The organism is Nocardia blacklockiae, assembly GCF_015477355.1.
GTDB lineage: Bacteria > Actinomycetota > Actinomycetes > Mycobacteriales > Mycobacteriaceae > Nocardia > Nocardia blacklockiae.
Genome location: NZ_JADLRJ010000020.1, coordinates 37,557 through 64,539 on the forward strand (window position 1 = coordinate 37,557; position 26,983 = coordinate 64,539).

Below are 26,983 nucleotides of genomic sequence, written 5' to 3' on the forward strand. Positions count from 1 at the left end.
TATACCCCGTACGATTGGTGCCCGCCGTCCTGCCGGTGGCACGGGTCAGGCGCGGCGGTGGCGGCCGAAACGATGTGAGCGACGGGCGAAGTAGCGGCCGTCGATGCGGTCCAGGGTGATGGACTGGCGGAACGCCTCGCTGAGGTTCTCGGCCGTGACCACGTCTTCCAGCAGCCCCTGGGCGACCACGGTGCCCTCGTTCAGCAGCAGGGCGTGGGTGAAACCGGGCGGGATCTCCTCGACGTGGTGGGTGACCAGCACCGTCGCCGGGGCATCGGGGTCGGCGGCCAGATCGCCCAGCTTCTCGACCAATTCCTCGCGGCCGCCGAGGTCCAGGCCCGCGGCCGGTTCGTCGAGCAGCAGCAGCTCCGGATCGGTCATCAGGGCCCGCGCGATGAGCACCCGCTTGCGCTCGCCCTCCGACAGGGTGCCGTAGGCACGGTCGGAAAGGTGTTCGGCGCCCAGGCTTTCCAGCATGTCGATGGCGCGGTCGGTGTCGACGTCGTCGTACTCCTCGCGCCAGCGGCCGATCACGGCGTAGCCCGCCGAGACCACCAGGTCACCGACCTTCTCGTCGAGCGGCACCCGGCTGGCCACCGCCGCCGACGACATCCCGATGCGCGGGCGCAACTCGGTGATGTCGGTGCGGCCGATCACCTCGCCGAGCAGGTTGGCCGTGCCCGAGGTCGGATGCACCTCGGCGGCGGCCATCCGCAGCAGCGACGTCTTGCCGGCGCCGTTGGGGCCGAGCACGACCCAGCGTTCGTCTAGTTCGACCTGCCAGCTGACGGGACCCACCAGGGTGTGGCCCGAGCGCCGGACAGTCACCTCGTTGAAATCGATGAGCAGATCGGGATCCGGTTGCGGCACGGGCTCCATCTTGGCCCACGCCCGCGAACCGTTGCCAACGTGGTCTGTTTGCACGATAAGTGTCATAGTCGGCCGCGCGGCCGTCCGCGCGCCAAATCGGTGTCGGAGCGCTGTGATTCGGGACTCCTGCCCGGACGCGGGCGCGGCGCGCGAAACAGGCGGCCCAGCAGCAACGCCACCGGAACCGAGCACACGACCCAGATGCCGAGCACTATCCACAGTGTCGTCATATCCGTCGCACCTCCGCGAGTCGTGTCCCGATACTGCCGCAATCCCGCCGCCACGTCGACCGGTCGGCGCAGGTGCGTCAGGCCGCCGGCGCCGGGACCGCGATCACCGTGATCGATCCCGGGGCCACCTCCGTGAACCCGGCGTCGCGCACCGCGGTCGCCGTGCCCTGCCGGACCCGGTCGCACAGCGTGGACCACTGTTGCGGCGTCGCGTCGCGCACCGAGCACCGGAAACCGCGTCGCGACCACGCGTACGCCTGTTCCACCGGCAGCGCGCCGGCCAGCAGCATGCTCGCGTGCCCGACCTGTGCGGCGGCCTTGCCCACAGTCATACCCAGTTCCGAATTCACCCATAGCACCGGAAGTTCCGGATCTGCCGGGCCCGGGTCGTCGGCCGCCAGGTCGGTGCCTCCGATCTGCAGTTTCCGGATGCGCGGGTCGATATCACCGACCGGTCCGGGCACCAGGGCCCGGGCTTGCGCGCCGCCGATCTCGACGGTCACGCCGTCGACATCACCCGCCGCCAGCCACTGCGCGCCGCGCGCCCGCCGCGCTACCTTGCGGATTCGCGAGCGTTTCCACGCGAGATAGCGCGCCTCCCACTCGCCGTCCGGACCCACCCGCGGGTCCAGGCACAGCTCGACCACGGCGGTGGCCGCGGCCGCCAGCAGCGCGCTGCGCGGCGGCGGATCGGCCTTGGGGAGGTGCAGCACCATCTGCATCGCCTGCACCAGCGCCGGGTCGTCGGGGTCGCCACCGCCGCCGTAGCCCTGCGCCAATTCCGCGTGGCGGGCACGGAAACCCGCGTCCAGCCCCCACGTCACGGCGTCGGTAGATTCCGTCATCCGCGGGCTCCCCGTGTGCCCGCGGCGGCGATACCCGGTGCAGCCAACCAACTCTCCGATCACGTGTGGGTAACTGGGCCAGCCTATCGCCGGTGGGCGAACGACCCGCTACTGCAGCGGCGGCAGCGGGGCGGAAATTCCCGGCGGGAACACGAGCAACCTCCGGGCAGACTTCGCTGCCAGGCGGCCCGGGCGGCCCGGCGAACGTCGTAGCGATCTTGCGGCTAACCTGTTCGGCCGCAACCGTTTCGAGTGATGCGGCTGCGTACACCCAGTGGCGGGCACGTCGGCAAAGTACGCGCGGTCCGGGTCGAGCGGCCCGCGGGATCAGTTGAGTGGGACGCGACGCAGCAGGCCGTCCCGGGCGTCGGCGGCCTCCACCTCGTCGCGGGTGACGCCGAGGATGAACAGGACCGCGTCCAGGTAGGGGTGCGAGAGGGCGGCGTCGGCGACCTCGCGCAGCGCGGGCTTGGCGTTGAACGCGATGCCCAGCCCGGCCGCGTTGAGCATGTCGATGTCGTTGGCGCCGTCGCCGACCGCCACGGTCTGCTCCATCGGCACCCCGGCCTCGGCGGCGAAACGGCGCAGCGCCACGGCCTTTCCGGGCCGGTCCACGATCTCGCCGATGACCTTGCCGGTCAGCTTGCCGCCCACCACCTCGAGGGTGTTGGCCTGCACGAAATCCAGTTCCAGGTCGTGCGCCAGCGGCTCGATCACCTGCCGGAACCCGCCGGACACCACGCCGCACCGGAAGCCGAGCCGCCGCAGCGTGCGAATGGTGGTGCGCGCGCCGGGCGTCAGTTCGATCACCTCGGCGACCTCGTCGATGACCGACTCGTCCAGTCCGGCCAGGGTCGCGACGCGCTGCCGCAGCGATTCGGCGAAGTCGATCTCGCCGCGCATCGCCGCCTCGGTGACCTTGCGGACCTCGTCCTCGACGCCGGCGTGCGCGGCCAGCATCTCGATCACCTCGCCCTGGATGAGAGTGGAGTCGACGTCGAACACGATGAGCCGCTTGGCCCGTCGCGCCAGGCCCGCCCGCTCGACGGCGACATCGACGTTCTCCTTTGCCGCCACCACCGACAGCACGGTCCGCATCGCGGTCTCCGCGGCGGGGTCGGTCGGCGCGGTCACCAGCAGTTCCAGGCCGGTGACCGGATAGTCGGCGATGCCGCGGATCGAGTCGATGTTGACGTTCTGCTCGGCCAGCTTGCGCGCGATGACGCTGAACGCCCGCGCCGTCACGGGACTGCCGAGCACCACCACCGCGTGCGTCGAGAGCCGCGCGCCGCTCACGGAATTCGCGCCGATTTCGACGTCGACCTGCATGCCGACGGTGGCCATCGCGTCCTCGAGCTGATCCTGCAGATCCTCGGGATCGCGAGGACAGCTCACCAGCACGCCGAGGGTCAACCGGCCGCGGATCACGACCTGTTCGACATCCAGCAGGCTCACGCCGTTGCGCGCCAGCGCGGTCAGCAGTACCGAGGTCACGCCCGGTTTGTCGGGGCCGGTGACGGTGATCAGCACGGTCGTCGCCGCGGTGCCCGCGTCAGGCCCGGAGGAGGCAGCCCGCGTGACCACGGAGGGCTCGCGGGAACCGCCGTCAGACTTGGACGTGCTCAAGCGACAACTCCGTTTCTCGTGACATGCTCGGCCGCCGATGACGGCTCGCACATTCTCTCAGGTCGACCCGGACACCACGGCGGCCACCCGCGACCGGGTGGCCGGTATCACTCGGCCCGGAAACCGAAACGCGGCGGCCGTCGGGTCGACGGCCGCCGCGGCTTCGAACCCGACTAGCTGGAAACCTTGTCCAGCTCCTTGACGTGGTGGGACTTCGAGCCCCAGCCGACGTGGGCCTCGGCCCGCATCCGCTCGATCATGTGCGGGTAGTGCAGCTCGAACGCCGGACGCTCGGACCGGATGCGCGGCAGCTCGTAGAAGTTGTGCCGCGGCGGCGGGCAGGTGGTGGCCCACTCCAGCGAGCTGCCGTAACCCCACGGATCGTCCACGGTGACGACCTCGCCGTACCGGTAGCTCTTGAAGACGTTCCAGATGAACGGCAGCGTCGAGGCGCCCAGGATGAACGCGCCGATGGTGGAGATGGTGTTCAGCATCGTGAACCCGTCGGTGGGCAGGTAGTCGGCGTAGCGCCGCGGCATGCCCTCCGCGCCCAGCCAGTGCTGCACCAGGAAGGTGGTGTGGAAGCCGACCATGGTCGCCCAGAAGTGCCACTTGCCCAGGCGCTCGTCCATCATGCGGCCGGTCATCTTCGGGAACCAGAAGTAGATACCCGCGAAGGTGGCGAACACGATGGTGCCGAACAGCACGTAGTGGAAGTGCGCGACCACGAAGTACGAGTCGGACACGTGGAAGTCCAGCGGCGGGCTGGCCAGGATGACACCCGACAGACCACCGAACAGGAAGGTGACCAGGAAGCCGACGGAGAACAGCATCGGCGACTCGAAGGTCAACTGCCCCTTCCACATCGTGCCGATCCAGTTGAAGAACTTCACACCGGTCGGGACCGCGATGAGGAACGTCATGAACGAGAAGAACGGCAGCAGCACGGCTCCGGTGGCGTACATGTGGTGCGCCCACACTGCGATCGACAGCGCCGCGATGCCCAGGGTGGCGTAGACCAGCGTGGTGTATCCGAAGATCGGCTTGCGGCTGAACACCGGGAAGATCTCGGACACGATGCCGAAGAACGGCAGCGCGATGATGTACACCTCGGGGTGGCCGAAGTACCAGAACAGGTGCTGGTAGAGCAGCGCGCCGCCGTTGGCCGGGTCGTAGATGTGGCCGCCGAGGTGGCGGTCGTAGGCCAGTGCCATCAGCGCGGCGGTCAGGATCGGGAAGGCCAGCAGCACCAGCACGCTCGTGACGGCGATGTTCCAGGTGAAGATCGGCATCCGGAACAGCGTCATGCCGGGGCAGCGCAGGCAGACCACGGTGGTGAGCATGTTGACGCCACCGAGGATGGTGCCCAGACCGGACACGGCCAGACCCATGATCCACAGGTCGGCGCCGACGCCGGGGGCGTGCACGATGTCCGACAGCGGGGTGTAGGCGGTCCAGCCGAAATCGGCCGCGCCGCCCGGGGTGATGAAGCCCGCGGTGGCCATCGTCGCGCCGAACAGATACAGCCAGTAGCTGAAGGCGTTCAGGCGCGGGAAGGCGACGTCGGGCGCGCCGATCTGCAACGGCAGCACGATGTTGGCGAAGCCGAACACGATCGCGCTCGCGTAGAACAGCAGCATGATCGTGCCGTGCATGGTGAACAGCTGGTTGAACTGCTCGGGAGACAGGAACTGCAGGCCCGGACGCGCCAGCTCGCCACGCATCAGCAGCGCCATCACGCCGCCGATCATGAAGAACGACATCGCCGTCACCAGGTACATCACACCGAGCACCTTGGGGTCGGTGGTGGTGACCGCCTTGTAGATGAACGACCCCTTCGGCCCCAGACGTGGTGGGTACGGCCGAGTCGCTTCCAACTTCGGGACTGGCTGGGGCTCTACAGCAGTCACTGATCCTCCATTAGGTATGGCCTGGTAGCTGGTTGTCTCTCGACAATGCGCTACGACGCATCGTAAACCGTGCTGTCACACCGCATCGCGCCCGGTCCTACTCTCTGTCGTAATCGATTGTGTGTACCCTTCCCCGCATGCCGGTGAGCGAGGTCGACTCCCCCCGAAACACCACCGCCCACAACCGCCGTCACGCTCGGCGTTTGCGTGCCGGTAGCTTGGCGGCGGCCGCCGCGGTGACGCTTCTGACGGGCTGCGCGCAGGGCACGCACGACGACGCCAGCATCGTCCGCACCACCACCAATATCGCCGGTGCCGCCGTGGTCGGCATCGAACGCGACACCCGCACCGCGTGCGCGCTGCCCTCGGCCCCGGATCAGCGCTCCGGCACCCGCGGCGTGACCCACCCGGGCGGCACCGCGCAGGTGCCCGCCGACCCGCAGCGCATCGTCGTCCTCGACACCGCGGCGCTGGACGCGGTGTGCGCCTTGGGGTTGTGGGAGCGCGTGGTCGGCGCGACACCGGCCGGCGGGCCGACCCCGCAGCCCACCTACCTGGGCACGGGCGTCCAGAAGGTTCCGAGCGTGGGCGGCCCCGGCGCGCCCGATGTCGCGGCGATCACCGCGCTGCACCCGGATCTGATCCTCGGCGCGGTCGGCGACGGCAATCTCGACGCGCTGGAGCCGATCGCCCCGACCGTGCTGATCGGATCCGGCAGCTGGCAGTCCGCCTTCAGCGCCTACGCCGACGCGATGGGCCGCAGCAACGCCGGAGCGAAGGCGCTCGAGGACTACCGCACCGCCGCCCGCGAGACCGGCGCCGCGATCGGAGCAAACCTCTCGCAGGCCTCGGTGGTCCGCTTCTCCGCCGACGACCTGCGGGTCGAGGGCAGCGACACCTTCGCCGGTCAGGTGCTGGCCGACGCCGGGGTGCAGCGGCCGGTCGCCCAGCGCGGCGCGTCGTTCGGCGTCGGCGACCTCCGCGAGGGTGACGAGCGCGCGAAGGTCGAGGGCGACCTCATCTATCTGATGTTCGACGGACCCGACGGCGAGAGCCACGGCAAGTCGGTGATGAAGGACAAGAAGGGCTGGGGGAAACTGGCCGCCGTCACCGATCGCCGCGAATTCGTCGTCGAGGACCCGATCTGGCACGGCACCGGCGTGACCGCCGCCCGGGCGATCCTCACCGACCTCCAGAAGACCCTCAACGGCTACGTCACCGACTGACCCCTATTTGCGCCGGGTGAGTTCCACTCGGTCGGCGAGCAGTTCGGGCTGGCCGGGCGGGCTGAAGTAGATCTCCATGACCACGCGCTCGGCCGTCTCCATCGCGATCCGCGTGCGCATCGGGATGGTCTGCCCGACGAACTGCGGCCCGAGCACGCCCGGATCGGTGAATTCGCCCTGCATGACGATGTCCGGTTCGCCGCCGCTGTCCTTGGCGCCCTTGTAGCTCATGGTCATCGGGGTCACGCTGTCCACCGTCGTCCACTCGTAGCGGTCGTCGGTCGGCGCGTAGCCCAGCAGTCCGAGCCGATAGTAGGGCCGGTCCCCGAAGCCGCCTTCGGCTTCCTCGCGCAGGAAGTTGCTGCCGGTCTTGGTGATCCAGTTCCACCGCGACACGATCCGGCTGCGGATCGGGTTGCTCGGGCTGCCGCCCGCGATGTAGGTGGACTTCTCGCCGTCCCACTCGCCGACCAGCCGGTCCAGTCTGCGGTGGCCGGGATCCTGTAGCTCGGCGGATACGGCCGCGGTCACGCTGGTGGTCGGCGCGGCCTGGGAGTTGGTCTCGCTGGAACATCCGCCCACCACCGCCGCGAGGGCGGCGACGGTGACCGGCAACAGCATCCGGGACCGATTCGATCTCATCTGTCAATCCTTGTCGCACAGGTACTTCCGGCGTCGTCGACATCGGAGGGCGGTGTAAGCAAAGCCCACCGGACGGTCGCCCGCAACACCTGTCCCCGACAGCGGGAGAAGCGGACCGGACGGTACTACCGGGCGGTGTCCGATTCCGGGCTCTCGCCGCGCCGCCGGGGCGAACTCCGGCGCGGCCGCAGCGCGTAGGCGGGGACGAGCTGATCGGTCAGATGCAGCGCCGGCCGCCCGTCGGCGTACGGGACGGAGAAGTTGACCCGGCCGAGCCAGTCACCGGCGACGGTCGGCACCCAGTGCGTGAGCGTGCCGGGGCGCTCGCCGGTCATGTCCAGTCCCGCGCCGTTGACGTGGCGCGGCATCCCCGGATCGCGGAGCATGATCGCGTCGAGACGGACCCACACCGGACGCGGCGGATAGGTCAGCGCCCGGTAGTAGTAGCCGGTCTCGTTCGGGTATTGCAGCTCGGGTTCCGTGCCTTCGGTCCGAGGTGACGCACCTTCCTCGTTCGAACGCATATTCGAATACTAACCCGCGGTGCATGACACGTCCTCCGATGGGGCGGATTAGACGTTCGAGCAGGTCAAGGGGGCTCAGCGGGCCTGGATGAGGGCCTGCTCGCCGGTGGTTCGCCAGGGGCGGCCGGTGGCGTCGAGGTCGGCGACCTGCGCGGCGGACAGGCCCGCGACGGCGTCGGATTTCAGGGTGCGCAACGCGAGGACCGGCGACGGGAAGTAGCCGGTGAGTTCGGCGAAGGGCGTCGTCGGCGGCCAGTAGCGGTCGTCGAGCAGTCGCCGGTAGTTCAGGTCGCCCTTGAGGACGGTGATCGCCGCGCACGCGAACTCGACCGCCAGATCCTCCGGCAGATGGTGGAACGACAGTGGGGCGCAGAAGAATTCGTGGGTGCGCGGCACCAGGCGGCCCTCGACCAGCGCCTGCCACAGTCGCTCGCCCACCGCCCGGGCCTCGGCCGTCTCGCTGTCGCGCAGCACGCGCAGGGCGGCCGACAGGTCGGCCATGGTCGCGTCGGAGACGTAGTACGGCTGCGGCTTGAGATAGATCGACACCCGGGCCGCCGCACCGCTGGTGAGCAGGTGGTCGACGAGGATCAGGTCGGGGAGCAGTTCGCGGCCGGCGTTGTCGGCGATCAGGCACACGTCCGGGTCGGTCGCGGCGGCCAGCGTGGACCAGAGCACGGCACTGTCGTCGACCAGCAGCCGCTCGTCGCGCGCGCCCGGACCGGCGGTGAGCTGGAAGCCGAGGTCGGCCTGATTGCCCCAGAGCGCCGAGACCAGCAGGGCGTCGCGCTTCTTCGCGTCCGGGACGGCCGCCAGGTCGGCGAGGGCGCGCAGTTCGTCGGCGACGGCCGGGCTCGCCAGCTCGGCGGCCTTGGTCGGGCCGAAGGGATCGATGCCGCGCCACACCCCTGACCCGAAGTACCCGACGGCCTCCAGCAGTCGGCGGTAGAAGTAGCTCTCCGCCCACAGGAACGACGCCTCACCCCACGGCCGTCCCCACTCGTCCCGCCCCCACTCCGCCCAGCGCGGACCGTCCGCAGCCTCGGTCCGCAGCGGCTCGATCACCCCCGCCACGCTCTCGGCCAGCAACTTCCGCAGCGCCGCCTGCTCGGCCTGCCCATACGGATGCGCGCCGATCACCTGCTCGATCAGCTTCGGATGACGCTCGTGGAACACGCTGTGCGGAAACGAGCCCGGAACCCCTGCGAGAATCGGCGGCGTATCGGTCATCCCCCGATCCTGTCCCATCCCCCTCGAGCCTGAACAACTGCCACCGTCATCCCGGCATCTCAGCCAACGCCATCCCGGCATGCTTTTGGCCGGGATCCACCTCGCACGAATGGATTCCGGCCAAAACACGCCCGAATGACGAACATATCCAGGACAGGAACAACGAAGCTCGGCCAGAGCGGGTGGGCAGTGTTGGCCCGCGCGTCGCCCTTTGTTCAGGCGGCGTTGCGACGGATTGGACAAGGTGCTGAGGTATGGCTGAGCGACGTTCCGGTTTCTCCCGGCGGACACTGCTGCGCACCACCGCGCTGGGGTTGGCGGCATCCCCGGGCCTGGTGGCGTGCTCCAACGATTCCGGGCCGGGACTGGTGCGGGAGCGACCGAACCTCACGCACGGCGTGGCGGTGGGCGATCCGCGCAGCGACGGCGCGCTGGTCTGGGCGCGTTCGGATCGCCCGGCCAAGCTGATCGTGGAGACCTCGGCGACCGAATCCTTCTCCGAGACAAGGCGTTTCGAAGGCCCCACGCTGACCCCCGGCACCGACGGCACCGGACGCGTCCGCCTGGCGGGCCTGCCCGCCGGACAGCAGGTGCACTATCGGGTCACCCTCGAAGGCGACACAGGCGTCTCGTCGGAGCCCGTCAAGGGTGTCTTCCGCACGGTGCCCACCACACCCTCGGATCTGCGGTTGCTGTGGTCCGGCGACGTGGTCGGGCAGGGCTGGGGCAGCAACCCCGACCTCGGCGGCATGAAGATCTTCTCCACCATGGCCGCCCGCGACCCGCACCTGTTCCTGCACTCGGGCGACTCCATCTACGCCGACGGCCCACTCCAGGAGACGGTGAAACTCCCCGACGGCCGGGTGTGGCGCAATGTCGTGACCGAGCCGAAAAGCGCTGTCGCACAGACCCTCGACCAATTCCGCGGCCAGTACGCCTACAACCTGCTCGACGACAACTACCGCCGCTTCAACGCCGCGGTCGCCCAGATCGTGCAGTGGGACGACCACGAGACGGTCAACAACTGGTACCCCGGCGGACAGGTCGCGGCGGCGAAGGGCTACACCGAACGCAACATGGACATCCTCGCCCAGCGCGCCTGGCAGGCCTTCCACGAGTGGATGCCACTGGATCCCGCCGAGGCCGTCGACGGCCGCCTCTACCGCAAGATCTCCTACGGCCCGCTGCTGGACGTGTTCGTGCTCGACATGCGCACCTACAAGGACACCAACGACGCCGGCCGCTCCCCGGAGGGAAAGATCCTCGGCCCCAAGCAGACCCAGTGGCTGATCGAGGGGCTGCGGGACTCGCGGGCCACCTGGAAGATCGTCGCCAACGACCTGCCGCTCGGCCTGGTGGTCAAGGACGGCGAGCAGCCGAACACCACCGCCTTCGAGGCCGTAGCCAACGCCGATCCGGGCGCGCCGACAGGCCGCGAGACGGAGATCGCCCGCGTGCTGTCCTCGATCAAGGCGAACAAGGTCGCCAATGTGGTGTGGCTGACCGCGGACGTGCATTACACCGCGGCCCACCACTATTCGCCGGAACGCGCCGCCTTCACCGACTTCGACCCGTTCTGGGAATTCGTCTCCGGCCCGCTCAACGCGGGCGCGTTCGGCCCCAACGACCTGGACGGAACCTTCGGCCCCACAGCCGTTTTCGTCCACGCCCCGCCGACCCAGAACTCCTCACCCCTGGACGAATACCAGCATTTCGGCGAGGTGCTCATCGACGCACGCAGCCGCGAATTGACGGTCAACCTCTGCGACGCCTCGGGAAAGGCGCTGTTCACCCAGCGCCTACCACCGGCCTGAGCAGCAGGTCAGAAGTCCCAGTCCTCGTCCTCCGTATTGACCGCCTTGCCGATCACATAACTCGACCCCGAGCCGGAGAAGAAGTCGTGGTTCTCGTCGGCATTGGGTGACAGCGCGGAGAGGATGGCCGGGTTGACCTCGGTCTCGTCCTTGGGGAACAGGCCCTCGTAGCCGAGGTTCATCAGCGCCTTGTTGGCGTTGTAGCGCAGGAACTTCTTGACGTCCTCGGTCAGGCCGACCTCGTCGTAGAGGTCCTGGGTGTACTCGACCTCGTTCTCGTACAGCTCGAACAGCAGCTCGAAGGTGTAGTTCTTCAGCTCGTCCTGCTCGGCCTGCGACAGCTGCTCGAGGCCCTTCTGATACTTGTAGCCGATGTAGTACCCGTGCACGGCCTCGTCGCGGATGATCAGCCGGATCAGGTCGGCGGTGTTGGTGAGCTTGGCCCGCGAGGACCAGTACATCGGCAGGTAGAAACCGGAGTAGAACAGGAAGCTCTCCAGCAGCGTGGACGCCACCTTGCGCTTGAGCGGTTCCTCGCCCCGGTAGTAGTCCAGCACGATCTCGGCCTTGCGCTGCAGATTGCGGTTCTCCTCCGACCAGCGGAAGGCGTCGTCGATCTCGCGCGTGGAGCACAGCGTGGAGAAGATCGAGCTGTAGCTCTTGGCGTGCACCGACTCCATGAACGCGATGTTGGTGAGCACCGCCTCCTCGTGCGGGGTCAGCGCGTCCGGGATCAGGCTCACCGCGCCGACCGTGCCCTGGATGGTGTCCAGCAGCGTCAGCCCCGTGAAAACCCGCATGGTCAACTGCTTCTCGTGCGGGGTCAGCGTGGCCCACGACGGAATGTCGTTGGACACCGGAACCTTCTCCGGCAACCAGAAGTTGCCGACCAGCCGGTCCCAGACCTCGGCATCCTTCTCGTCGGGCACCCGATTCCAGTTGATCGCAGACACTCGGTCGATCAGCTTCACGCGCCGCTCACCCTTCTCACCTCGCCGGACCGTGGGGTTTTCCCGCACCCTGAAACATACTACTAGTGGACGACAATCTCCTGCAGCACAACACCTTGTGTCCTACGCGATCCGACAGCGTGAGTGATTCCACACCGGAACCCTGCGCTCGGACCGGCATGCGGGCCGTCCCAGCACATCGTGCCACGCGCCCGCCGCACGACACGCGCCCCCCGCGCCGACGATGCCGCCCACCGTCCGGCCAGCCATGCGCCTCAGCCCGAACCTCCGGCCCTGGCCTGGATCGCTTTCCCGATCAGTTTTCGCGCCTCATCCCCGGTCACGGACTGCCGCACGAGCGTATCGAAAGTGCGGTGGTAAACCTCGATCTCGCGCGGCTGAGTGATGGTCAGCTCTGCCGTGATGTTCTCGACCATGACCATTTTCGTATCGAACATCAGAAAGCTGGTTGTAGCCATCTCGAACGGCGCTGTGAACGGAATGACCCCAATGGTTATCCGTGGCGTACATTGCACCGCAAGCAGTCGATCGAGCTGACCGATCATCACCTGGTCGTCCCCGACAGTGGTATACAACGCCTGTTCACCGATGACGAAGTGAAACAAGCGATCTCGCTGGTACAGGACTTGCTGACGCTCCATCCGTTTGGATACCCCGGCATCCAGATCATCGGGTACCTGATGAAACTCGATCACCTTGCGAAGGATTCCGGTAGCGTACTCGGCAGTCTGCAACAGGTCGGGAATCAATACCGGCTCGAACGATCGAAGTATCCGAGCCCCCGATTCCCATTCGATCGACTGTTGCTGCCGTCGCCTCGTTCCGGTACCGAGCACCTTCCGCCATTCGAGGTACTCGGTGCCGAGAAAACGCAGCTTCATCACGGTTACCTCCATCGGCGTCATACACGAAGTTGTACCTCCCCATCGATCATTCGGTTCTGGCTCCGATCGATTTCCGGATCAGTCTTCGCGCAGCATCACCGGTGACCGACTGTCCGGCGAGGGTGTCGAATGCTCGATGATACGTCTTGATTTCTTGCGGCCGGGTAGCTGTGATTTCTGCGGTTATCGCCTCGACCAGCACCATCTTTGTATCGAACATCGAGAAGTTGGTCGGCGCGAAAGGTATCTCAGCGGTGATCGGCACGATACCGATGGTGACTCGTGGTAATCCGATGACAGCAAGCAGCCTGTCCAGCTGTCCAGTCATGACTGCCGAATTGCCGACGGGCGTGTACAAGGCTTGTTCCCCGATCAAGAAATGGAACTTCCGGTTACCACGGTACAAAAGTTGTTGACGTTCCAGCCGCTTCGCTACCCCGGCCGCGACGTCGTCGGGCGTTTGATAGAAACTGGCGACGTTTCGAAGCACTCCGGCGGCATATTCAGCCGTCTGCAAGAAGCCCGGGATAAAAAAGGGATTGTAAATCCGGATTGTCTCCGCCGCCTCACTGAGGTTGGCCAGCGCTTGTTGCCGTCGTTTGGTGCCGGTGCCGAGAACGTTACGCCACTCGAGGTACGCGGTTTTGATGTTCTCGAGGCTCGCCACAAGGTCGGGCACCTGGTCCAGGGCGTTGCAGTGCTCACACCACGCCCGGATGTCGTTGCGTGACGGTTTGATCCGTCCATGCTCGATCTTCGAAACCTTGGTTTGGTGCCATTGGTTGCGGCGCGCCAACTCGGCACCGGAGATACCGGCGGTACGGCGAAGCTCTCGAAGCCGAACCCCGAGAGCTTCACGCTGTTGCTGAATCGGACCGCTCACGTCGCCGTGAACTCCTTGTACGGGGTCGCCAGCTGCCACAGCCGGTCCCGAACTCCCCGGCAGTAGTCCACGATGCCCCGATCGGTGGTTACTGCCGCACCGGCCGGGCTGCCTGTCGAATCGGCAAGGTTGAATACCACTCGTTCATCATCGAACAGCCACCAGTCATCCGGCGGCACTTCCCCAGCTTCGGCGCGAGGCAGATAGCGAATGTCTTCACCGGAAGCGATGTTGCGGCCAGTAATCGACAACAACCATCGGTGATAATCCGTCAACGGCTCCGTAACGACACGAACCCGAGTAACGGACACACCCCGCTCGGTAGTGGCCCGCATGAGCGCGTGCCACGGCACCGGCGATTCTTCCGGTGGCGGCTCACCAGCGAGGAACGCTCGAAGCCGATTGTCCTCGCTGGCTTCGGAATACGAGTCCCTCACTTCCAGGTGGAACGCTGACCGTCGTAACCCTAGAAACCACTCCGGCCACGGGTCACCGCCGACTAGCAGCATGGCCGTAGAATTTCCTTTCTCGCTTCGGTACCTCGATCACCGTTTCGTCATCGGCCAGGTCGAGCTGACTCAACGTCTCATGATCAGTGATCGGTCGACCGGACATGGTGAACGTTCCCCAACCCGTGTCGTTCATCGTGGCACCGATGAACGTGCGTTCCTCCGCGAATCCTGTCAGCAGGTGCGGTATTTCGATCGTCTCCGGCGTGTCGGTGGTCCAACCGACAGCCAGGTAGCTTCCGCGGTCGGTGGCGTACAACGCGGGGCATCCGTTGGCCTCGGACCCGCCCTTGCCCAGCAGCTTCAGTCTCATCTCCGGTCTCCCGTCCGGTCATGCACGTACATGGTCACGTACTCAACCATCATTTCTCAAAGAAAGGCGGAATGACATGGGTGAACATATTTCGTGCATAGATGTGCATACCAGTGGACTGCGCTGACAAGTGATTCATACCGTGCTGAGCAGGCCCAGATATCGGGTCGAAACCGACGCCCTATGCCGAGTGCTCTACCACTGGGCACAAACCGATGGAGGCGACATGGAGCCCAGGCGTACAAGGCTTTACGTGTTCCCGGGAGGCGTCCTCGAAACCACCGACTACGGCGATGGGGACTCCGGCGGGGTGTACATAGAGTTCACCAATTCGGCTCTGCCGCAGCGTTTTCCAGATACCTCCGAGGTACCTCCGCCGCTGCACCCGATCGAACTCGCCGACACCACGACGTGCGGTCGGGTGCTCCGGTTGCTGCGCGAGCAAGGGGCGTAGCAGCGTGCTTACGGTCGCTTGGGTCGTGGTTGTGGGATTGCCACTCGGTGTGGCTGTGTGGGCGCTCCGTCCGTACCGGGATTAGGGGCGAACGCGGCTGCGCGAAATCGCCCACGGTGCGCCCACTTCCCACCGGACATCGTCAACTCGGTTGCCCCCGAACGACGATGTCCGGCCTTCGAAGACCTCAGATCCCCAGCACGACCTTGGCGGTGGTGAAGTAGATGACGAGCCCCGTGGCGTCGACCAACGTCGTCACCATGGGCGCGGAGATCACTGCGGGATCGATGCGGAGTTTCTTGGCGAGCAGGGGCATGGTGCCGCCGATGGTCGCGGCCCAGCCGCAGATGATGATCAGCGTGATGCCCACGACCACGGCGATGTCGGCGCTGACGAAGATGCCGCCGATCACCATGCCGACCGCGGCCAGCATCGCGCCCAGCACCAGGCCGACGCGGCATTCGCGCCAGATCACGCGCAGCAGGTCGGAGACGCGGACCTCGCCGACGGCCAGCGCGCGGACGCAGGAGGTGGCCGCCTGCGCTCCGGCGTTGCCGCCAGCCCCGATGAGCAGCGGGATGAACAGCGCCAGATGCGCGGCCTGGGCCAGCGTGGCCTCGAAGGCGTCGGTGACCGAGACCGTCAGCGTCGCCGCCACCAGCAGCAACAGCAACCACATCGCCCGGTAGCGAGCGAGCTGGAACACCCCGGCCGCCATGTAGTGGCCGGCCCACGGCGCGGCGCCGGCCTGGCGGGCCACGTCCTCGCTGTCCGCGGCCTCGATGACCTCGACGGCGTCGTCGATGGTCAGCAGCCCGACCAGACGGTCCTCGCTGTCGACCACCGGCAGGTTGATCAGGTTGGTCTCGCGCATCAGCCGCGCGGCCTTCTCCGCCGCATCGGTGGCGCGCGCGAACACCGGCTCGGTGACCACCAGATCCGACACCATCGCCTCGGGCGCGCTGAGCACCAGCTCGCGCAGCTCGACGATGCCGATCAGCCGCCGCCCCAGGTCCACCACGGGCAGCGTGTACACCGTCTCCGCGCCGAGACCCTTGACGCGCACCATCTGCAAGGCCTGGGCGACGGTCAATTGCCTTGGGAGCGCGACGACTTCGGGCGTCATGTACCGGCCGACGGACCCCTCGGCGTAGCCGAGCAGCGCGGCGGTCATGCGGCGCTCGTTCGGGCTCAGCCCGGCCAGCACCTTCTTGGCGACCTTGGCCGGGGCCTCCCGCAGCATGCGGGCGCGGTCGTCGGGATCCATCTCCTCGACGAGTTCGCGGAACGCCTGACCGCGCAGTCCCGAGAGGATCTGCTGCTGGTCCACCGGCTCGAGTTCCTCGAACACGGCCAGCGCGCGGTCCTTGTCGAGCAGCCGGAAGGCGACGCCGGCCGGCACCGCGTCCATGCGAGCCAGCTGGTCGGCGATCAGGTGCGGCGGATGGTCGTCCAGCCAGGCGAGCGTGGCCTCGACGCGGCCGCAGTCGACGACGTCCTGCAGGGACTCGTGACGCGGGCAGTCGGGCTGTGCGTTTTCGATGGGGTCGGCTGCGGGCAGCGCGGGAGCAGCGACGGACAGATCGGTCGGCGACATGGCAGAACCTCGGCACAACGGCATGCAGCACTACGGCATGGAGCGGAAAGGGAGAGACACCGGATCACACCGCGGGGCGCCACCCCGATCGCCGTCGAATTACCGGCAGAACACGGGAGCGACGCCGCGCGGCCTTCGACTGGGAGGCTCGCTACGCATAGCAACCCACCTCCTCGATCGTTTCCGCTGTCGTCGTCATGTGCGCCGTCCGCCCTCAGACGAACGCAGCCACCGGCCGATTCGCCGATGACGCAGAGCATTCGAGAGCAGGATACCCGGCCGCCGGGGATGACGCGCCATCAGGTGGTGAACATCCCGGCGGGTCGCGATAATTCCCCAGCACCGGCCGGGCGAACCCGCGCCCTCGGCCTCGCCCCGCGCGGTGGCGGCGGCGGGTGCCCGCCGGTAGTCTCCGGAGGTCACGAAACCGGTTGTCGCGGTAGGCAACACGAACCGATCCGGGGGGACGCGTGCACGAAATCCTCGACTCCGTGGCCGCACTACTGTGGCCGGCGTTGTTCCTGGTGGCGCTGCTGATGTTCCGCGGCCCGGTCGGGCGGGTGATCCGCTCGGCGGAACGACGCGAGTTCACGCTCAACGTCGGCGGCCAGGAGATCAGCATGAAGCAGCTCAGCGAGCAGCAGGACGACATGATCGCCGACCTGCAAGCCCAGCTGAGCCGGCTGACCAAGGAGATGGAGGGCATGCGCGCGGGGCCCGCCGCGTCCTACACCTGGACACCCCCGCCCGGCGCGTGGTCGCCTCCGGCCGGGTCGTTCATTCCGTCGGCCGGCTCGGGCAGCTACGCGATACCGGGCGGCGGCTCCTCGGGTGGACAGTTCGATCTCGCGCCGAACCCGTACGGCTATCAGCAGCAGGGCTACCAGCAGCCGATCGATACCGCGCCGTGGCTGACGCCCAGTGGAGTCGCCGGTGTGCCGACCGACCAGGACGGCTCGTCGCCGGTGGAGCGGGAGGTCGGCGCCGGGGCCGTGGATGAACCGGTTCGCGAGCAGTCTGTCGGGTCGTCGGGGTCCATCGGGTGGTCGGGTCCTGGCTCGTCGGAGACCGCCGATTCCTCCGGGACCGCCGACTCGCCCAGGACCACCGAGTCGTCCGGGACCACCGACTCGCCCAGGACCACCGGCTCGCCCGGGACCGCCGAGCCATCCGGAGCCGCCGACTCTTCTGAGTCTGCGGGGTCATCGGAGGCCGCCGACACTTCCGAAACCACCGATACATCCCGGCCGACCGGCCCCACCTACTCGCGCAGGCGTCGTAAGGGCAAGCCCGCAGGGCCCCGGGGCCGTTCCGACACCGAGTCCGATCCGCAGCACGACACCGAATCCTGGTGGGTCGAACCACCGTCGCCCGCGGAACCGCCCTCCGGTCGCCCCGCGGGCCGCCCGGGCGGAACCCCCTCGTGGCAGCCGTCCCCCGCCGCCGGGACGACCCTGAACGAGCGCACCGCAGCCGCCGTGCTGTGGGTCGACGACCGACCGGAGAACAACGCCCTCATCGTCGATCGCTTGAAGCGCAACGGAATTCGCGTCGACATCGTCCGGACCACCGACGAAGCCCTCACCCTGCTAGACAAGCGCCGCGCCTACGGAGCGATCGTCTCGGACTGGGGCCGCACCGAACACAACACCCGAGTCTCCGACGCGGGCCTACGCCTCATCACAGCCGTACGAGAGCGCGGCATAACCACCCCCCTCATCATCTACAGCAGCGCCCTCGGCCCCGCGGACATCGGCCGCGACTTCCTCCTGCAGTCCGGCGCCACCGCGGCCACCGGATCCACCACCCGTCTCATGGGCGAATTGACCACCCTCGGCCTGCTCCCCGCCTGAGGCGCCCTCGACGCAGAACGGATTCGGCCTCGTCACTGCGATTCAGCGTGGGCGACGGAACCAGTCGCCGGACACGCGCATCGACAGCAGCACCACGATCGCGATGGCCGCGGGAATCTCGAGCCACCCTCCGACGAAGGGGCCGTCGGGATTCGACGCTTCCATCAGCCCGAGCAGAATCATCCACGCGCCGAACACCATGACGGTCACCCGCGCGCCCCGACCGGCTCGGCCGAAGAACAGGGACCCGATGGCCGCGCCGAAAATCGGGATCGACATCCCCATATACGTACCGGCGGTGTACGACTCACCGATCGCGATATTCACCACGACCACGGTGAGGGCCAGCGCGCCGAGCACGAGGGCCAGCACCCGGGCCACCTGTACCTGAGTCGGCATCGCCGTCGGCATGGGACGTACCTGCTCCAGGTGGCTTCCGTAATACGCTGTGCTGTAAGGGTTTTGCGGTTCGGTGTTGGTCATACGCCAAGGCTATGCGGCGCGCCCTGTGGAATTCATATGGCGCTCTTAACGCCGGAGTCCGGCACCTCGGCGTAGTCGGGCAACTCCACGCCGTTGATGGCGCGTCCGACCAGCTCCATGAACCATTCACCGGTGAAGTCCGGGAGCGGCTCGGAATCCGGGCCGGGGATTTCGCGGGTGCGGGCGTTCAGCCGGCCGATCTCCTGGTTGGCCTCGACGAACGAACGCATCAGCGCTTCGTAGCGAGCGAACGCGACTTCGGGATCCCAACCGGCAGCGGCCAATTCGCCGGCCAGCACGTAGGCGCCGACCAGTGCCAGCCCGGTGCCCTGACCGGACATAGGCGACGAGCTGAACGCCGCGTCACCGAGCAGCACCACTCGTCCGTTCGACCAGCGGTCCATCACCACCTGGGCGACCTGGTCGAGGTAGAAGTCCGGGGTGTCGTCCAGGTGCGCGAGGATGTCCGGGGTCTTCCAGCCCAGACCCGCCATCCGCTCGCGCAGCAGCGCCTTCTGGGCCGGGATGTCCCGGTAGTCGACGTCGAAATCGGCTGCGGCGAAATAGAACATGGCCATCGCGCGGGTGGCGTCCTGGATGGGGCGCAGGAGGGCCGAGCGGCCGGACTCCTGATCCTGGTACTCGAACAGCCAGCGGTCCAGCCCGAATTCGTTGGGCACACTGTAGAAAGCGAGCACCTGGCCCAGGTGGCGGAGGTACTGCTCGTGCGGCCCGAAGACCATCGCGCGCAGCGCCGAGTGCAGCCCGTCGGCCCCGACCACCAGGTCGAAGCGCCGGCGGTCGCCGCCCGCGAAGACCACGTCGACGCCGTCCGCGTCCTGGGTGAGTTCGGCGATCCGGTCGCCGAAGAGGTATTCGACGTCGTCGCGGGTGTCGTCGTAGAGCACCTGCGCCAGATCTCCGCGCAGGATCTCGATGTCCGCGATGAAGCCGTCACCACCGTCGTCCTCGGCGCTGAAGGTTTGCAGCACTTGGCCTTCCGCGTCCACGCTGTACGCGCCGGCGGTGTCGGTGCACGCCGCGCGCACCGTCGCGTCCAGCCCCATCCGCCGGATCACGTCCTTGGCGATCCCGCGCGCGTCCACCGCCTGCCCGCCGGGCCGCAGCTCCGGCGACCGCTCCACCACGGTCACCTCGGCCCCGCGCCGATGCAGCCAATGGGCCAGCGCGGGCCCCGCGATACTCGCTCCCGCCACCAACACCTTGATACCGCTCACTGCGTGCCTCCGTAGATCTCGTCCCGCGCCGGAACGGTACCGGCGCGGGTCCACCGATGTCGGTGTGTTCAGAGGTGTGGACGGCGGGGCCCGCCGAAAGTCATCGGTGCGGTTCGGATCGCGAAACGGTACTTGCGGCATCGACCTGCGCACCTCACATCCGGCAGGGCTGCGTCGTCGGAAAGGTATCCACTCGCATCAGTCAGGAGTCGTCATGGAAGCTCGCATGGATCTGTTCAGCAACCCCGTCGCGGCCAAGTCGCTGAAGTACCTGGTGTCAGCGGGAAAGGCGCTCGGGGAGACGACTTTGCCCCGCAAGACCCAGGAACTGGTCCGCTTGCGCGGCGGCCAGATCAACGGCTGCGGCGCCTGCGTCGACATCCACACCAAGGAGGCCGCCGCCGACGGCGAAACCGCGGTACGCCTGCACCTCGTCGCGGTATGGCGCGAGGCCACAGTCTTCACTCCCGCCGAACGCGCCGCCCTCGCCTTGGCCGAAGAAGGCACCCGCCTCGCGGACAACACCGGAGTCTCCGACGAGGTCTGGGCAAACGCCACCAAACACTACGACGAAGCCCAACTCGGAGCCCTGGTAGCACTCATCGCCAACATCAACGCCTTCAACCGCCTCAACGTCATCACCCGCCAGCCCGGCGGCGAGTACCGAGCAGGCCAGTACGTCGTCTAACCAGCACACGCACACAGCCGAGTGCCCTTGCCTGGCAGGTGCGGACATTCAGTTCTTGGTGAACAAGCGGGCGCGGGCGGACGTCAGCGCTACTGCTGCGGCCGCGTCGGCGGTGCTGTCGTCGACCGGCTCGCCGGTGATCAGGACACGGAAATAGATCGGCGCTACCAGGGTTTTCACCATCTCGGCAGGGTCCGTGCCGTCAGGAATCTCTCCGCGTGCGATTGCGCGAGTCACCACCGGCAGTGTTTGCCGGATCCGGTTGCGGAAGACGTGTCGAGCCGACAGTGGTGGTGCCGGTAGGCCCGCGGCGGTGGAAACCATCACTGCCAGCACCGCCCGGCCGGAGGCGCTGTTGGCCCATGCGACGAGGCTGCGGGCGAGTGCGCGCAAGTCTTCGTCGACCGAACCGGTGTCGGGAATGGGGATTTCGGTGGTGAGGCTCTCGGTCAGTGCCTCGGCGATCAGGGTCTCGCGATCGGGCCATCGACGGTAGACGGTGGTTTTGTGCACTCCGGCGCGCTGGGCGGCGTTGTCGATCGTGAATGCGGCGTAGCCCCGTTCGCTCAACTCATCGATGGTGGCCGCGAGCACGGCGGCGCGAACCTTGGGTCCACGACCCGGGGGCGCGGTGGGACTCATTGCAACTCCTAGTTGCGATATCTGCGGCGTGCGGGCATGCTGACAATATCGCAACTCGGAGTTGCGATAGGAGTGGAGTGCCGATGCTGTCGAAATCTGTTCGGGGAGGCGCGTTGTTGTTCCCGGGTTTGCTCGCCGGCGCGTTCGGATACGGCGCGGTGAACGTGCTGTACGCGTTTCGTGAAGTGCCCCTTGATGTCCGGTTCACCTTCCACACCGCGCTGATGCGGGTCAACGGACCCGTCATGCAGTCGCTGATGGGTCTGGCGGTACTGAGCACCCTGCTGCTCGCGGTGCGATCGACGCATCGGCACCGCTGGATCGCCGCGAGCGCCTCGGGTCTGGTCGTCGCCTCGTTCGTGGTGACCCGATGGGGGAATGTGCCGATAAATCAGCAGATCAAAAGCTGGCGGGTCGGCGCGTTACCCGCTGATTACACCGACATCCTGCACCGCTGGGAATTGTTCCACTTCACCCGAACAGGTTGTGCCCTGGTCGCTTTCGTTCTGGTGATCATTACCGTGATGAACTCCGTCACCGCCGACGACCGTCGCGCCGGTGCCCGCATCCACCCTTCCCCGGCACCGGAGCATTGACGATTCGCCGTGGAGCGAAGACGCGAGAAGCGGACGAGAATCCTCGCCCGCTTCCCACAACCTGACCGCCCTACAGCATGCAGCTCACGCAACCCTCTACTTCCGTGCCCTCCAAAGCCATTTGGCGGATGCGGATGTAGTAGAGGGTTTTGATGCCCTTGCGCCAGGCGTAGATCTGGGCTCGGTTGACGTCTCGGGTGGTGGCGGTGTCCTTGAAGAACAGGGTCAAGGAGAGGCCCTGGTCTACGTGTTGGGTGGCGGCTGCGTAGGTGTCGATGATTTTTTCGTAGCCGATTTCGTAGGCGTCCTCGAAGTAGTCGAGGTTGTCGTTGTCGAGGTAGGGGGCCGGGTAGTAGACGCGGCCGATCTTGCCTTCCTTGCGGATCTCGATCTTCGACGCCACGGGGTGGATCGAACTGGTGGAGTGGTTGATGTAGGAGATCGAACCGGTGGGGGGGACGGCCTGCAGGTTCTGGTTGTAGAGGCCGTGGGCCATGACCGAGGCCTTCAGTTCGCGCCAGTCGTCCTGGGTCGGGATGTGCACGCCGGCGTCGGCGAAGATCTGGCGCACCCGCTCGGTGGCCGGCTCCCAGGCCTGCTCGGTGTACTTGTCGAAGTATTCGCCGCTGGCGTACTTGGATTCGGCGAAGCCGCCGAAGGACTGGCCGCGCTCGATGGCCAGCTTGTTCGACGCCCGGATCGCGTGGAAGGCGACGGTGTAGAAGTAGATGTTGGTGAAATCCACACCCTCCTCGGACCCGTAGTGGACCCGCTCCCGGGCCAGGTATCCGTGCAGGTTCATCTGCCCGAGGCCGATGGCGTGCGATTGGTTGTTGCCCTGCTCGATCGAGGGCACCGAATAGATGTGGGTCTGATCCGAGACCGCGGTCAGCGCGCGGATCGCCGTTTCCACCGTCTTGCCGAAATCGGGCGAGTCCATCGTCTTGGCGATGTTCAGCGACCCCAGATTGCACGAGATGTCCTTGCCCACCACGGCATAGGACAGGTCGTCGTTGAACACCGACGGCGTGGAGACCTGCAGGATCTCCGAGCACAGGTTGGAGTGGGTGATCTTGCCGGCGATCGGGTTCGCCCGGTTCACCGTGTCCTCGTACATGATGTACGGGTAGCCGGACTCGAACTGCAGCTCGGCAATGGTCTGGAAGAACTCGCGCGCGTTGATCTTCGTCTTGCGGATGCGCTTGTCGTCGACCATCTCGTGGTACTTCTCGGTCACGTTGATGTCGGCGAACGGCACACCGTAGATGCGCTCGACGTCGTAGGGCGAGAACAGGTACATGTCCTCGTTCTTCTTCGCCAGCTCGAAGGTGATGTCGGGAATCACCACACCCAGCGACAGCGTCTTGATGCGAATCTTCTCGTCCGCGTTCTCGCGCTTGGTGTCGAGGAAACGGTAGATGTCCGGGTGGTGCGCATGCAGGTACACCGCGCCCGCGCCCTGCCGCGCGCCGAGCTGGTTGGCGTAGGAGAACGAATCCTCCAGCAGCTTCATGATCGGGATGACGCCCGAGGACTGGTTCTCGATCTTCTTGATCGGCGCGCCGTGCTCGCGAATATTGCTGAGCAGCAATGCCACTCCGCCGCCGCGCTTGGACAGCTGCAGCGCCGAATTGATGGAGCGCCCGATGGACTCCATGTTGTCCTCGATGCGAAGCAGGAAACACGAAACCGGCTCGCCGCGCTGCTTCTTGCCCGAGTTCAGGAAGGTCGGGGTGGCGGGCTGGAAACGGCCGTCGATGATCTCCTCGACCAGCTCGGACGCCAGGGTCTCGTCGCCGGCGGCCAGCGTGAGCGCGACCATGCAGACCCGGTCCTCGAAACGCTCCAGATAGCGCTTGCCGTCGAAGGTCTTGAGTGTGTACGAGGTGTAGTACTTGAACGCGCCGAGGAAGGTCGGGAACCGGAACTTCTTGGCGTAGGCCTGCTGGAACAGCTTCTTCACGAACGCCCGGCTGTACTGCTCGAGCACCTCGGGCTCGTAGTAGTTCTCCTCGACGAGGTAGTCGAGCTTCTCGTCCAGGTTGTGGAAGAAGACCGTGTTCTGGTTGACGTGCTGCAGGAAGTACTGATTCGCGGCCTCGCGGTCCTTGTCGAACTGGATCTCGCCGTTGGGGCCGTAGAGGTTCAGCATCGCGTTGAGGGCGTGGTAATCCAAGCCCTCGGTCGACGGGTCGCTCGTCACCGGGCGCTCTAGGCGGGCCGTCTTTCCGGCCGGTGCTGTAGTCGTTGCCAAAACAATCCCAATCCCTCTCGGACGCGCTCGACGTCCTCGGCAGTTCCCATGAGTTCGAAGCGATACAGGTACGGCACCCCGGCCTTGCGCGAGATCACTTCTCCCGCATAGCAATACGTATCGCCGAAGTTCGTGTTGCCGGCCGCGATGACGCCGCGCAACAACGCACGGTTGTGCGGATCGTTGAGGAACTTGGCCACCTGGCGGGGCACGAATTCCTTGTCGGATCGGTTGCCGCCCAAGACGTGCCGACCGCCCCCGTAGGTGGGGCAGATCAGCACGTAGGGCTCGTCGACGCGAAGCGATTCGGCAGTGTGGAGCGGAATGCGAACGGCCGGGAGACCCAGCCGCTCGACGAAACGGTGCGTGTTCTCCGACGCGCTCGAGAAGTAGACCAGATCGGACACGGCCACTCCCCCTTCCCCATGTGTCGGACGAACGGCGACCTCGGAGTCAGGCAGCCTGGGTCAGCAGCGACTTGATGCGGTCGGGGCGGAAGCCCGACCAGTGCTCGTCGCCGGCGACGACGACGGGGGCCTGCAGGTAACCCAGCGCCATCACGTAATCGCGAGCCTCGGGGTTCTCGGAGATGTCGACGACGGAGTAGTCGATACCCGCCTTGTCGAGCGCGCGGTAGGTGGCATTGCACTGGACACAAGCGGGCTTGGTGTACACGGTGATGGTCATGAGTGTCCCTCTCTCCTTGCCTTGAATCCGTCTGCAGTGCACGACTCGCAAGATCCACGTGGTTACTGCGCAAACCCCTGGAAGCGAGACCGGAAGCCCAGCTCGCGGGTACCTCCCCGCCGCTCGAGCGCGCATCCTCTCCCAGTGCCGTAGACACTACACCTAGTGGCCGACAGATTCCTACAACACGACATCTTGCGAGTCACAAAGATGGAATTCGGTCGGCGTAAGTACCAGGACAGTCGATTCGCAACCCGACACGGCAGTGGTACAGATCACGATTTCGCGACGCAGCTCTTTCCCAGCAAACCCATCTCCCCCACAAGTCACAGCGGTCCCACCGGTCCCCGCGGACACGCTAGACCAACCCCGGAACAACGAAAAAGCCGCCTCGTCCCCACCCGGGGAGAGGCGGCCTTTCCGGCGTGTCGCGGTCAGCCCTGCCGGGCCTTGAACCGCGGCTCCTTCTTGTTGATCACGTACGTCTTGCCGCGCCGGCGCACCACCTGGGCGCCCGGCTTGTCCTTGAGCGAACGCAGCGAGTTGCGGACCTTCATGCCGACCTCCTAACGAAAATGATTTTCACATTCTATACATCGGCGCGAACGGCCCGGACGCGCGTGGGGCCGCACCCGTTCAGGTGCGGCCCCACGCGCAGGGAGTAGCGGACCAGACTCAGGCGTCGACCCGCGCGCGCACGGCTCCGACCAGGTCGCCGACCGCGGCGGCGAGCTGGGTCAGCGCCTCGGCGTCCTCGCGCGGGTGCGCCTCGGCGAACCGCTGGCCGATGGTGGCGAAGTGCAGATGCGCACTCTCCACCACCGACGCACCCGCCACGGTGAGCGCCTTGACGGTGTCGCCGTGCGACCACTTGGCGGCGTTCTGGCTGATCGAGGCACTGATGACCGCGGCGGGCTTGCCCTTGATCGACCCGTCGCCGTACGGGCGCGAGGCCCAGTCGATGGCGTTCTTCAGCGCCGCCGGGATGGTCCCGTTGTACTCGGGGACGAACAGCAGCAGGCCGTCGGCCGCGGCGACCGCCTCGCGCAGTGCGTCCGCGGTGGCCGGGACCCGGCCAGGCACGTCGACGTCCTCGTTGTAGAAAGGAATATCTCCGAGACCCTCGAAGATCGCGACCTCCACACCTTCCGGAGCGGTCTGCGCGGCGGCCTCGGCGAGCTGCCGATTGAACGATGCGGCACGCAGGCTGCCGACCAGCGCGAGTAGACGGGTCTGGGACATGATCACTCCTTGGGCGAGATTGCGGCGGGTTACGCTGTCACTGCACGATAACCGGACCGCAGTCCGCTTTCATTCCCAGACCCCGAGGTCCCCGCTGTGAACTACGACACACGAGAGCCTGCCGGCACTCCGTCGTCGCCGCTGCCGATCGAGGCGGTGGCGGTGCCGATCCCGCCCGACACCCTGCCCGTCGCGGAGGATCCCCCCGAACGCAGCGACGCCGCCCGCAACCGGCAGCTCCTGCTCGACGCCGCCGAGCAACTGGTCCGTGAGCACGGTGCCGACGGCGTCACGATGGACGCCGTGGCGCGGCGCGCGGGCGTCGGGAAGGGCACGGTGTTCCGGCGTTTCGGCAACCGGGCCGGGTTGATGCTCGCGCTGCTGGACCAGTCGGATCGAAAGCTGCAGGGCGCGTACATGTTCGGGCCGCCACCGCTGGGCCCGGGGGCGCCGGCGGTGGAACGGCTGGTGGCGTTCGGGCGCGCCCGGCTGGCCGGGATCGAGGTCGAGGGCGAGATGCGCCGGGCCGCCGACGAACCGGGCCGGTACTCCAACGCGCCCTACAACGTCATGAGAACCCATGTGTCCCTGCTGCTTCGGCAGGCCGGCACTGCCGCGGAGATCCCGCTGCTGGCCGACGCGCTGCTGGCCGCGCTCGACGCGGGCCTGGTGCTGCACCAGACGCAGGTGCTCGGCTACTCCCTCGAGCGGATCGGAGACAACTGGGAGCAACTGGTCCGCGCGGTCGTTCCGGCGGCGCCAGTAGAGTGAC

At 66.9% G+C, this 26,983-nt stretch carries 28 protein-coding genes; 6 read left to right on the forward strand and 22 right to left on the reverse strand.

All coding sequences use genetic code 11. The features are described from left to right. Positions 1-45 precede the first annotated feature (45 nt). The 5 genes from IU476_RS34050 to ctaD form a co-directional block, all read right to left on the reverse strand. Complete coding sequence (locus tag IU476_RS34050) at positions 46-879, reverse strand: ABC transporter ATP-binding protein (protein WP_195106510.1); 834 nt, start codon at positions 877-879, stop codon at positions 46-48. Between the two features lie 53 nt (positions 880-932). After that, a complete protein-coding gene (locus IU476_RS34055; protein WP_195106450.1) occupies positions 933-1,100 on the reverse strand; it encodes a hypothetical protein in 168 nt (55 codons plus the stop codon). A gap of 77 nt (positions 1,101-1,177) precedes the next feature. After that, the gene (locus tag IU476_RS34060) at positions 1,178-1,945 is read right to left on the reverse strand and encodes a peptidyl-tRNA hydrolase (protein ID WP_195106451.1); all 768 of its coding nucleotides are present in this window, start codon (positions 1,943-1,945) and stop codon (positions 1,178-1,180) included. A gap of 327 nt (positions 1,946-2,272) precedes the next feature. After that, a complete protein-coding gene (gene serB, locus IU476_RS34065; protein ID WP_195106511.1) occupies positions 2,273-3,529 on the reverse strand; it encodes a phosphoserine phosphatase SerB in 1,257 nt (418 codons plus the stop codon). 215 nt (positions 3,530-3,744) lie between these two features. Next, positions 3,745-5,481, reverse strand: coding sequence for an aa3-type cytochrome oxidase subunit I (gene ctaD, locus IU476_RS34070; protein WP_195106452.1), 1,737 nt, complete (start codon positions 5,479-5,481; stop codon positions 3,745-3,747). 137 nt (positions 5,482-5,618) lie between these two features. On the opposite strand from ctaD, the gene IU476_RS34075 reads away from it, so the two are divergent. Further along, positions 5,619-6,707 (forward strand): iron-siderophore ABC transporter substrate-binding protein, encoded by a 1,089-nt coding sequence (locus tag IU476_RS34075; protein WP_195106453.1) that lies wholly within the window; start codon positions 5,619-5,621, stop codon positions 6,705-6,707. 3 nt (positions 6,708-6,710) lie between these two features. Here the strand turns inward: IU476_RS34075 and IU476_RS34080 are convergent, their stop codons facing one another. From IU476_RS34080 to IU476_RS34090, 3 genes are all read right to left on the reverse strand, one after another. Continuing rightward, positions 6,711-7,349: a DUF1579 family protein gene (locus tag IU476_RS34080; protein WP_195106454.1), complete on the reverse strand. Its 639-nt coding sequence runs from the start codon at positions 7,347-7,349 to the stop codon at positions 6,711-6,713. Between the two features lie 125 nt (positions 7,350-7,474). Continuing rightward, positions 7,475-7,873, reverse strand: a complete 399-nt coding sequence (locus IU476_RS34085) for a hypothetical protein (RefSeq protein ID WP_195106455.1) — start codon at positions 7,871-7,873, stop codon at positions 7,475-7,477. Positions 7,874-7,948: 75 nt separating this feature from the next. Continuing rightward, complete coding sequence (locus tag IU476_RS34090; RefSeq protein WP_195106456.1) at positions 7,949-9,103, reverse strand: damage-control phosphatase ARMT1 family protein; 1,155 nt, start codon at positions 9,101-9,103, stop codon at positions 7,949-7,951. 254 nt (positions 9,104-9,357) lie between these two features. On the opposite strand from IU476_RS34090, the gene IU476_RS34095 reads away from it, so the two are divergent. Next, the gene (locus IU476_RS34095; RefSeq protein ID WP_195106457.1) at positions 9,358-10,917 is read left to right on the forward strand and encodes an alkaline phosphatase D family protein; all 1,560 of its coding nucleotides are present in this window, start codon (positions 9,358-9,360) and stop codon (positions 10,915-10,917) included. Between the two features lie 8 nt (positions 10,918-10,925). Here the strand turns inward: IU476_RS34095 and nrdF are convergent, their stop codons facing one another. The 6 genes from nrdF to mgtE all read right to left on the reverse strand — a co-directional run bounded on the left by nrdF (position 10,926) and on the right by mgtE (position 16,528). After that, complete coding sequence (gene nrdF, locus IU476_RS34100; protein WP_195106458.1) at positions 10,926-11,888, reverse strand: class 1b ribonucleoside-diphosphate reductase subunit beta; 963 nt, start codon at positions 11,886-11,888, stop codon at positions 10,926-10,928. Between the two features lie 254 nt (positions 11,889-12,142). Beyond that, positions 12,143-12,793, reverse strand: coding sequence for a DUF5753 domain-containing protein (locus tag IU476_RS34105; RefSeq protein WP_195106459.1), 651 nt, complete (start codon positions 12,791-12,793; stop codon positions 12,143-12,145). 25 nt (positions 12,794-12,818) lie between these two features. Next, positions 12,819-13,655: a helix-turn-helix domain-containing protein gene (locus tag IU476_RS34110; RefSeq protein ID WP_195106460.1), complete on the reverse strand. Its 837-nt coding sequence runs from the start codon at positions 13,653-13,655 to the stop codon at positions 12,819-12,821. Next, positions 13,652-14,164 carry a DUF6879 family protein gene (locus tag IU476_RS37195; RefSeq protein ID WP_195106461.1) on the reverse strand — a complete coding sequence of 171 codons (513 nt, stop codon included), beginning with the start codon at positions 14,162-14,164 and terminating at the stop codon, positions 13,652-13,654. Before IU476_RS37195 ends, IU476_RS34110 begins: the two co-directional genes overlap by 4 nt. Then, positions 14,145-14,477, reverse strand: a complete 333-nt coding sequence (locus IU476_RS34120) for a hypothetical protein (protein ID WP_195106462.1) — start codon at positions 14,475-14,477, stop codon at positions 14,145-14,147. Before IU476_RS34120 ends, IU476_RS37195 begins: the two co-directional genes overlap by 20 nt. Positions 14,478-15,118: 641 nt before the next feature. Beyond that, positions 15,119-16,528 (reverse strand): magnesium transporter, encoded by a 1,410-nt coding sequence (gene mgtE, locus IU476_RS34125; RefSeq protein ID WP_195106463.1) that lies wholly within the window; start codon positions 16,526-16,528, stop codon positions 15,119-15,121. A gap of 491 nt (positions 16,529-17,019) precedes the next feature. Here mgtE and IU476_RS36925 point away from each other — a divergent pair, with 491 nt between their 5' ends. Beyond that, positions 17,020-18,381, forward strand: a complete 1,362-nt coding sequence (locus IU476_RS36925) for a response regulator transcription factor (RefSeq protein WP_195106464.1) — start codon at positions 17,020-17,022, stop codon at positions 18,379-18,381. A 42-nt stretch (positions 18,382-18,423) separates the two neighbouring features. Here the strand turns inward: IU476_RS36925 and IU476_RS34135 are convergent, their stop codons facing one another. Both IU476_RS34135 and IU476_RS34140 read right to left on the reverse strand, forming a co-directional pair. After that, positions 18,424-18,864 carry a hypothetical protein gene (locus IU476_RS34135; RefSeq protein WP_195106465.1) on the reverse strand — a complete coding sequence of 147 codons (441 nt, stop codon included), beginning with the start codon at positions 18,862-18,864 and terminating at the stop codon, positions 18,424-18,426. Positions 18,865-18,896: 32 nt separating this feature from the next. After that, positions 18,897-20,102, reverse strand: coding sequence for an FAD-dependent monooxygenase (locus IU476_RS34140; RefSeq protein WP_195106466.1), 1,206 nt, complete (start codon positions 20,100-20,102; stop codon positions 18,897-18,899). 214 nt (positions 20,103-20,316) lie between these two features. Here IU476_RS34140 and IU476_RS34145 point away from each other — a divergent pair, with 214 nt between their 5' ends. Continuing rightward, positions 20,317-20,790, forward strand: a complete 474-nt coding sequence (locus IU476_RS34145) for a carboxymuconolactone decarboxylase family protein (protein WP_195106467.1) — start codon at positions 20,317-20,319, stop codon at positions 20,788-20,790. A 48-nt stretch (positions 20,791-20,838) separates the two neighbouring features. Here the strand turns inward: IU476_RS34145 and IU476_RS34150 are convergent, their stop codons facing one another. Further along, positions 20,839-21,432 (reverse strand): TetR/AcrR family transcriptional regulator, encoded by a 594-nt coding sequence (locus IU476_RS34150; RefSeq protein WP_195106468.1) that lies wholly within the window; start codon positions 21,430-21,432, stop codon positions 20,839-20,841. An 83-nt stretch (positions 21,433-21,515) separates the two neighbouring features. Between IU476_RS34150 and IU476_RS34155 the strand changes: the two genes are divergently transcribed. After that, positions 21,516-22,028: an anthrone oxygenase family protein gene (locus tag IU476_RS34155; RefSeq protein ID WP_195106469.1), complete on the forward strand. Its 513-nt coding sequence runs from the start codon at positions 21,516-21,518 to the stop codon at positions 22,026-22,028. 70 nt (positions 22,029-22,098) lie between these two features. Here IU476_RS34155 and nrdE read toward each other — a convergent pair whose 3' ends face one another. The 5 genes from nrdE to IU476_RS34180 form a co-directional block, all read right to left on the reverse strand. After that, positions 22,099-24,180, reverse strand: a complete 2,082-nt coding sequence (gene nrdE, locus IU476_RS34160; protein ID WP_228824776.1) for a class 1b ribonucleoside-diphosphate reductase subunit alpha — start codon at positions 24,178-24,180, stop codon at positions 22,099-22,101. A gap of 59 nt (positions 24,181-24,239) precedes the next feature. Further along, positions 24,240-24,689 carry a class Ib ribonucleoside-diphosphate reductase assembly flavoprotein NrdI gene (gene nrdI / locus IU476_RS34165; RefSeq protein WP_195106471.1) on the reverse strand — a complete coding sequence of 150 codons (450 nt, stop codon included), beginning with the start codon at positions 24,687-24,689 and terminating at the stop codon, positions 24,240-24,242. A gap of 46 nt (positions 24,690-24,735) precedes the next feature. Then, positions 24,736-24,969 carry a redoxin NrdH gene (locus IU476_RS34170; protein ID WP_195106472.1) on the reverse strand — a complete coding sequence of 78 codons (234 nt, stop codon included), beginning with the start codon at positions 24,967-24,969 and terminating at the stop codon, positions 24,736-24,738. A 434-nt stretch (positions 24,970-25,403) separates the two neighbouring features. Beyond that, the gene (gene ykgO, locus IU476_RS34175) at positions 25,404-25,526 is read right to left on the reverse strand and encodes a type B 50S ribosomal protein L36 (RefSeq protein WP_036504093.1); all 123 of its coding nucleotides are present in this window, start codon (positions 25,524-25,526) and stop codon (positions 25,404-25,406) included. A 118-nt stretch (positions 25,527-25,644) separates the two neighbouring features. After that, positions 25,645-26,211 carry an NAD(P)H-dependent oxidoreductase gene (locus IU476_RS34180; protein WP_195106473.1) on the reverse strand — a complete coding sequence of 189 codons (567 nt, stop codon included), beginning with the start codon at positions 26,209-26,211 and terminating at the stop codon, positions 25,645-25,647. Positions 26,212-26,358: 147 nt separating this feature from the next. On the opposite strand from IU476_RS34180, the gene IU476_RS34185 reads away from it, so the two are divergent. Then, entirely contained in the window at positions 26,359-26,982 is a 624-nt protein-coding gene (locus tag IU476_RS34185; RefSeq protein WP_438944102.1) for a TetR/AcrR family transcriptional regulator, read from the forward strand. Position 26,983 lies beyond the last annotated feature (1 nt).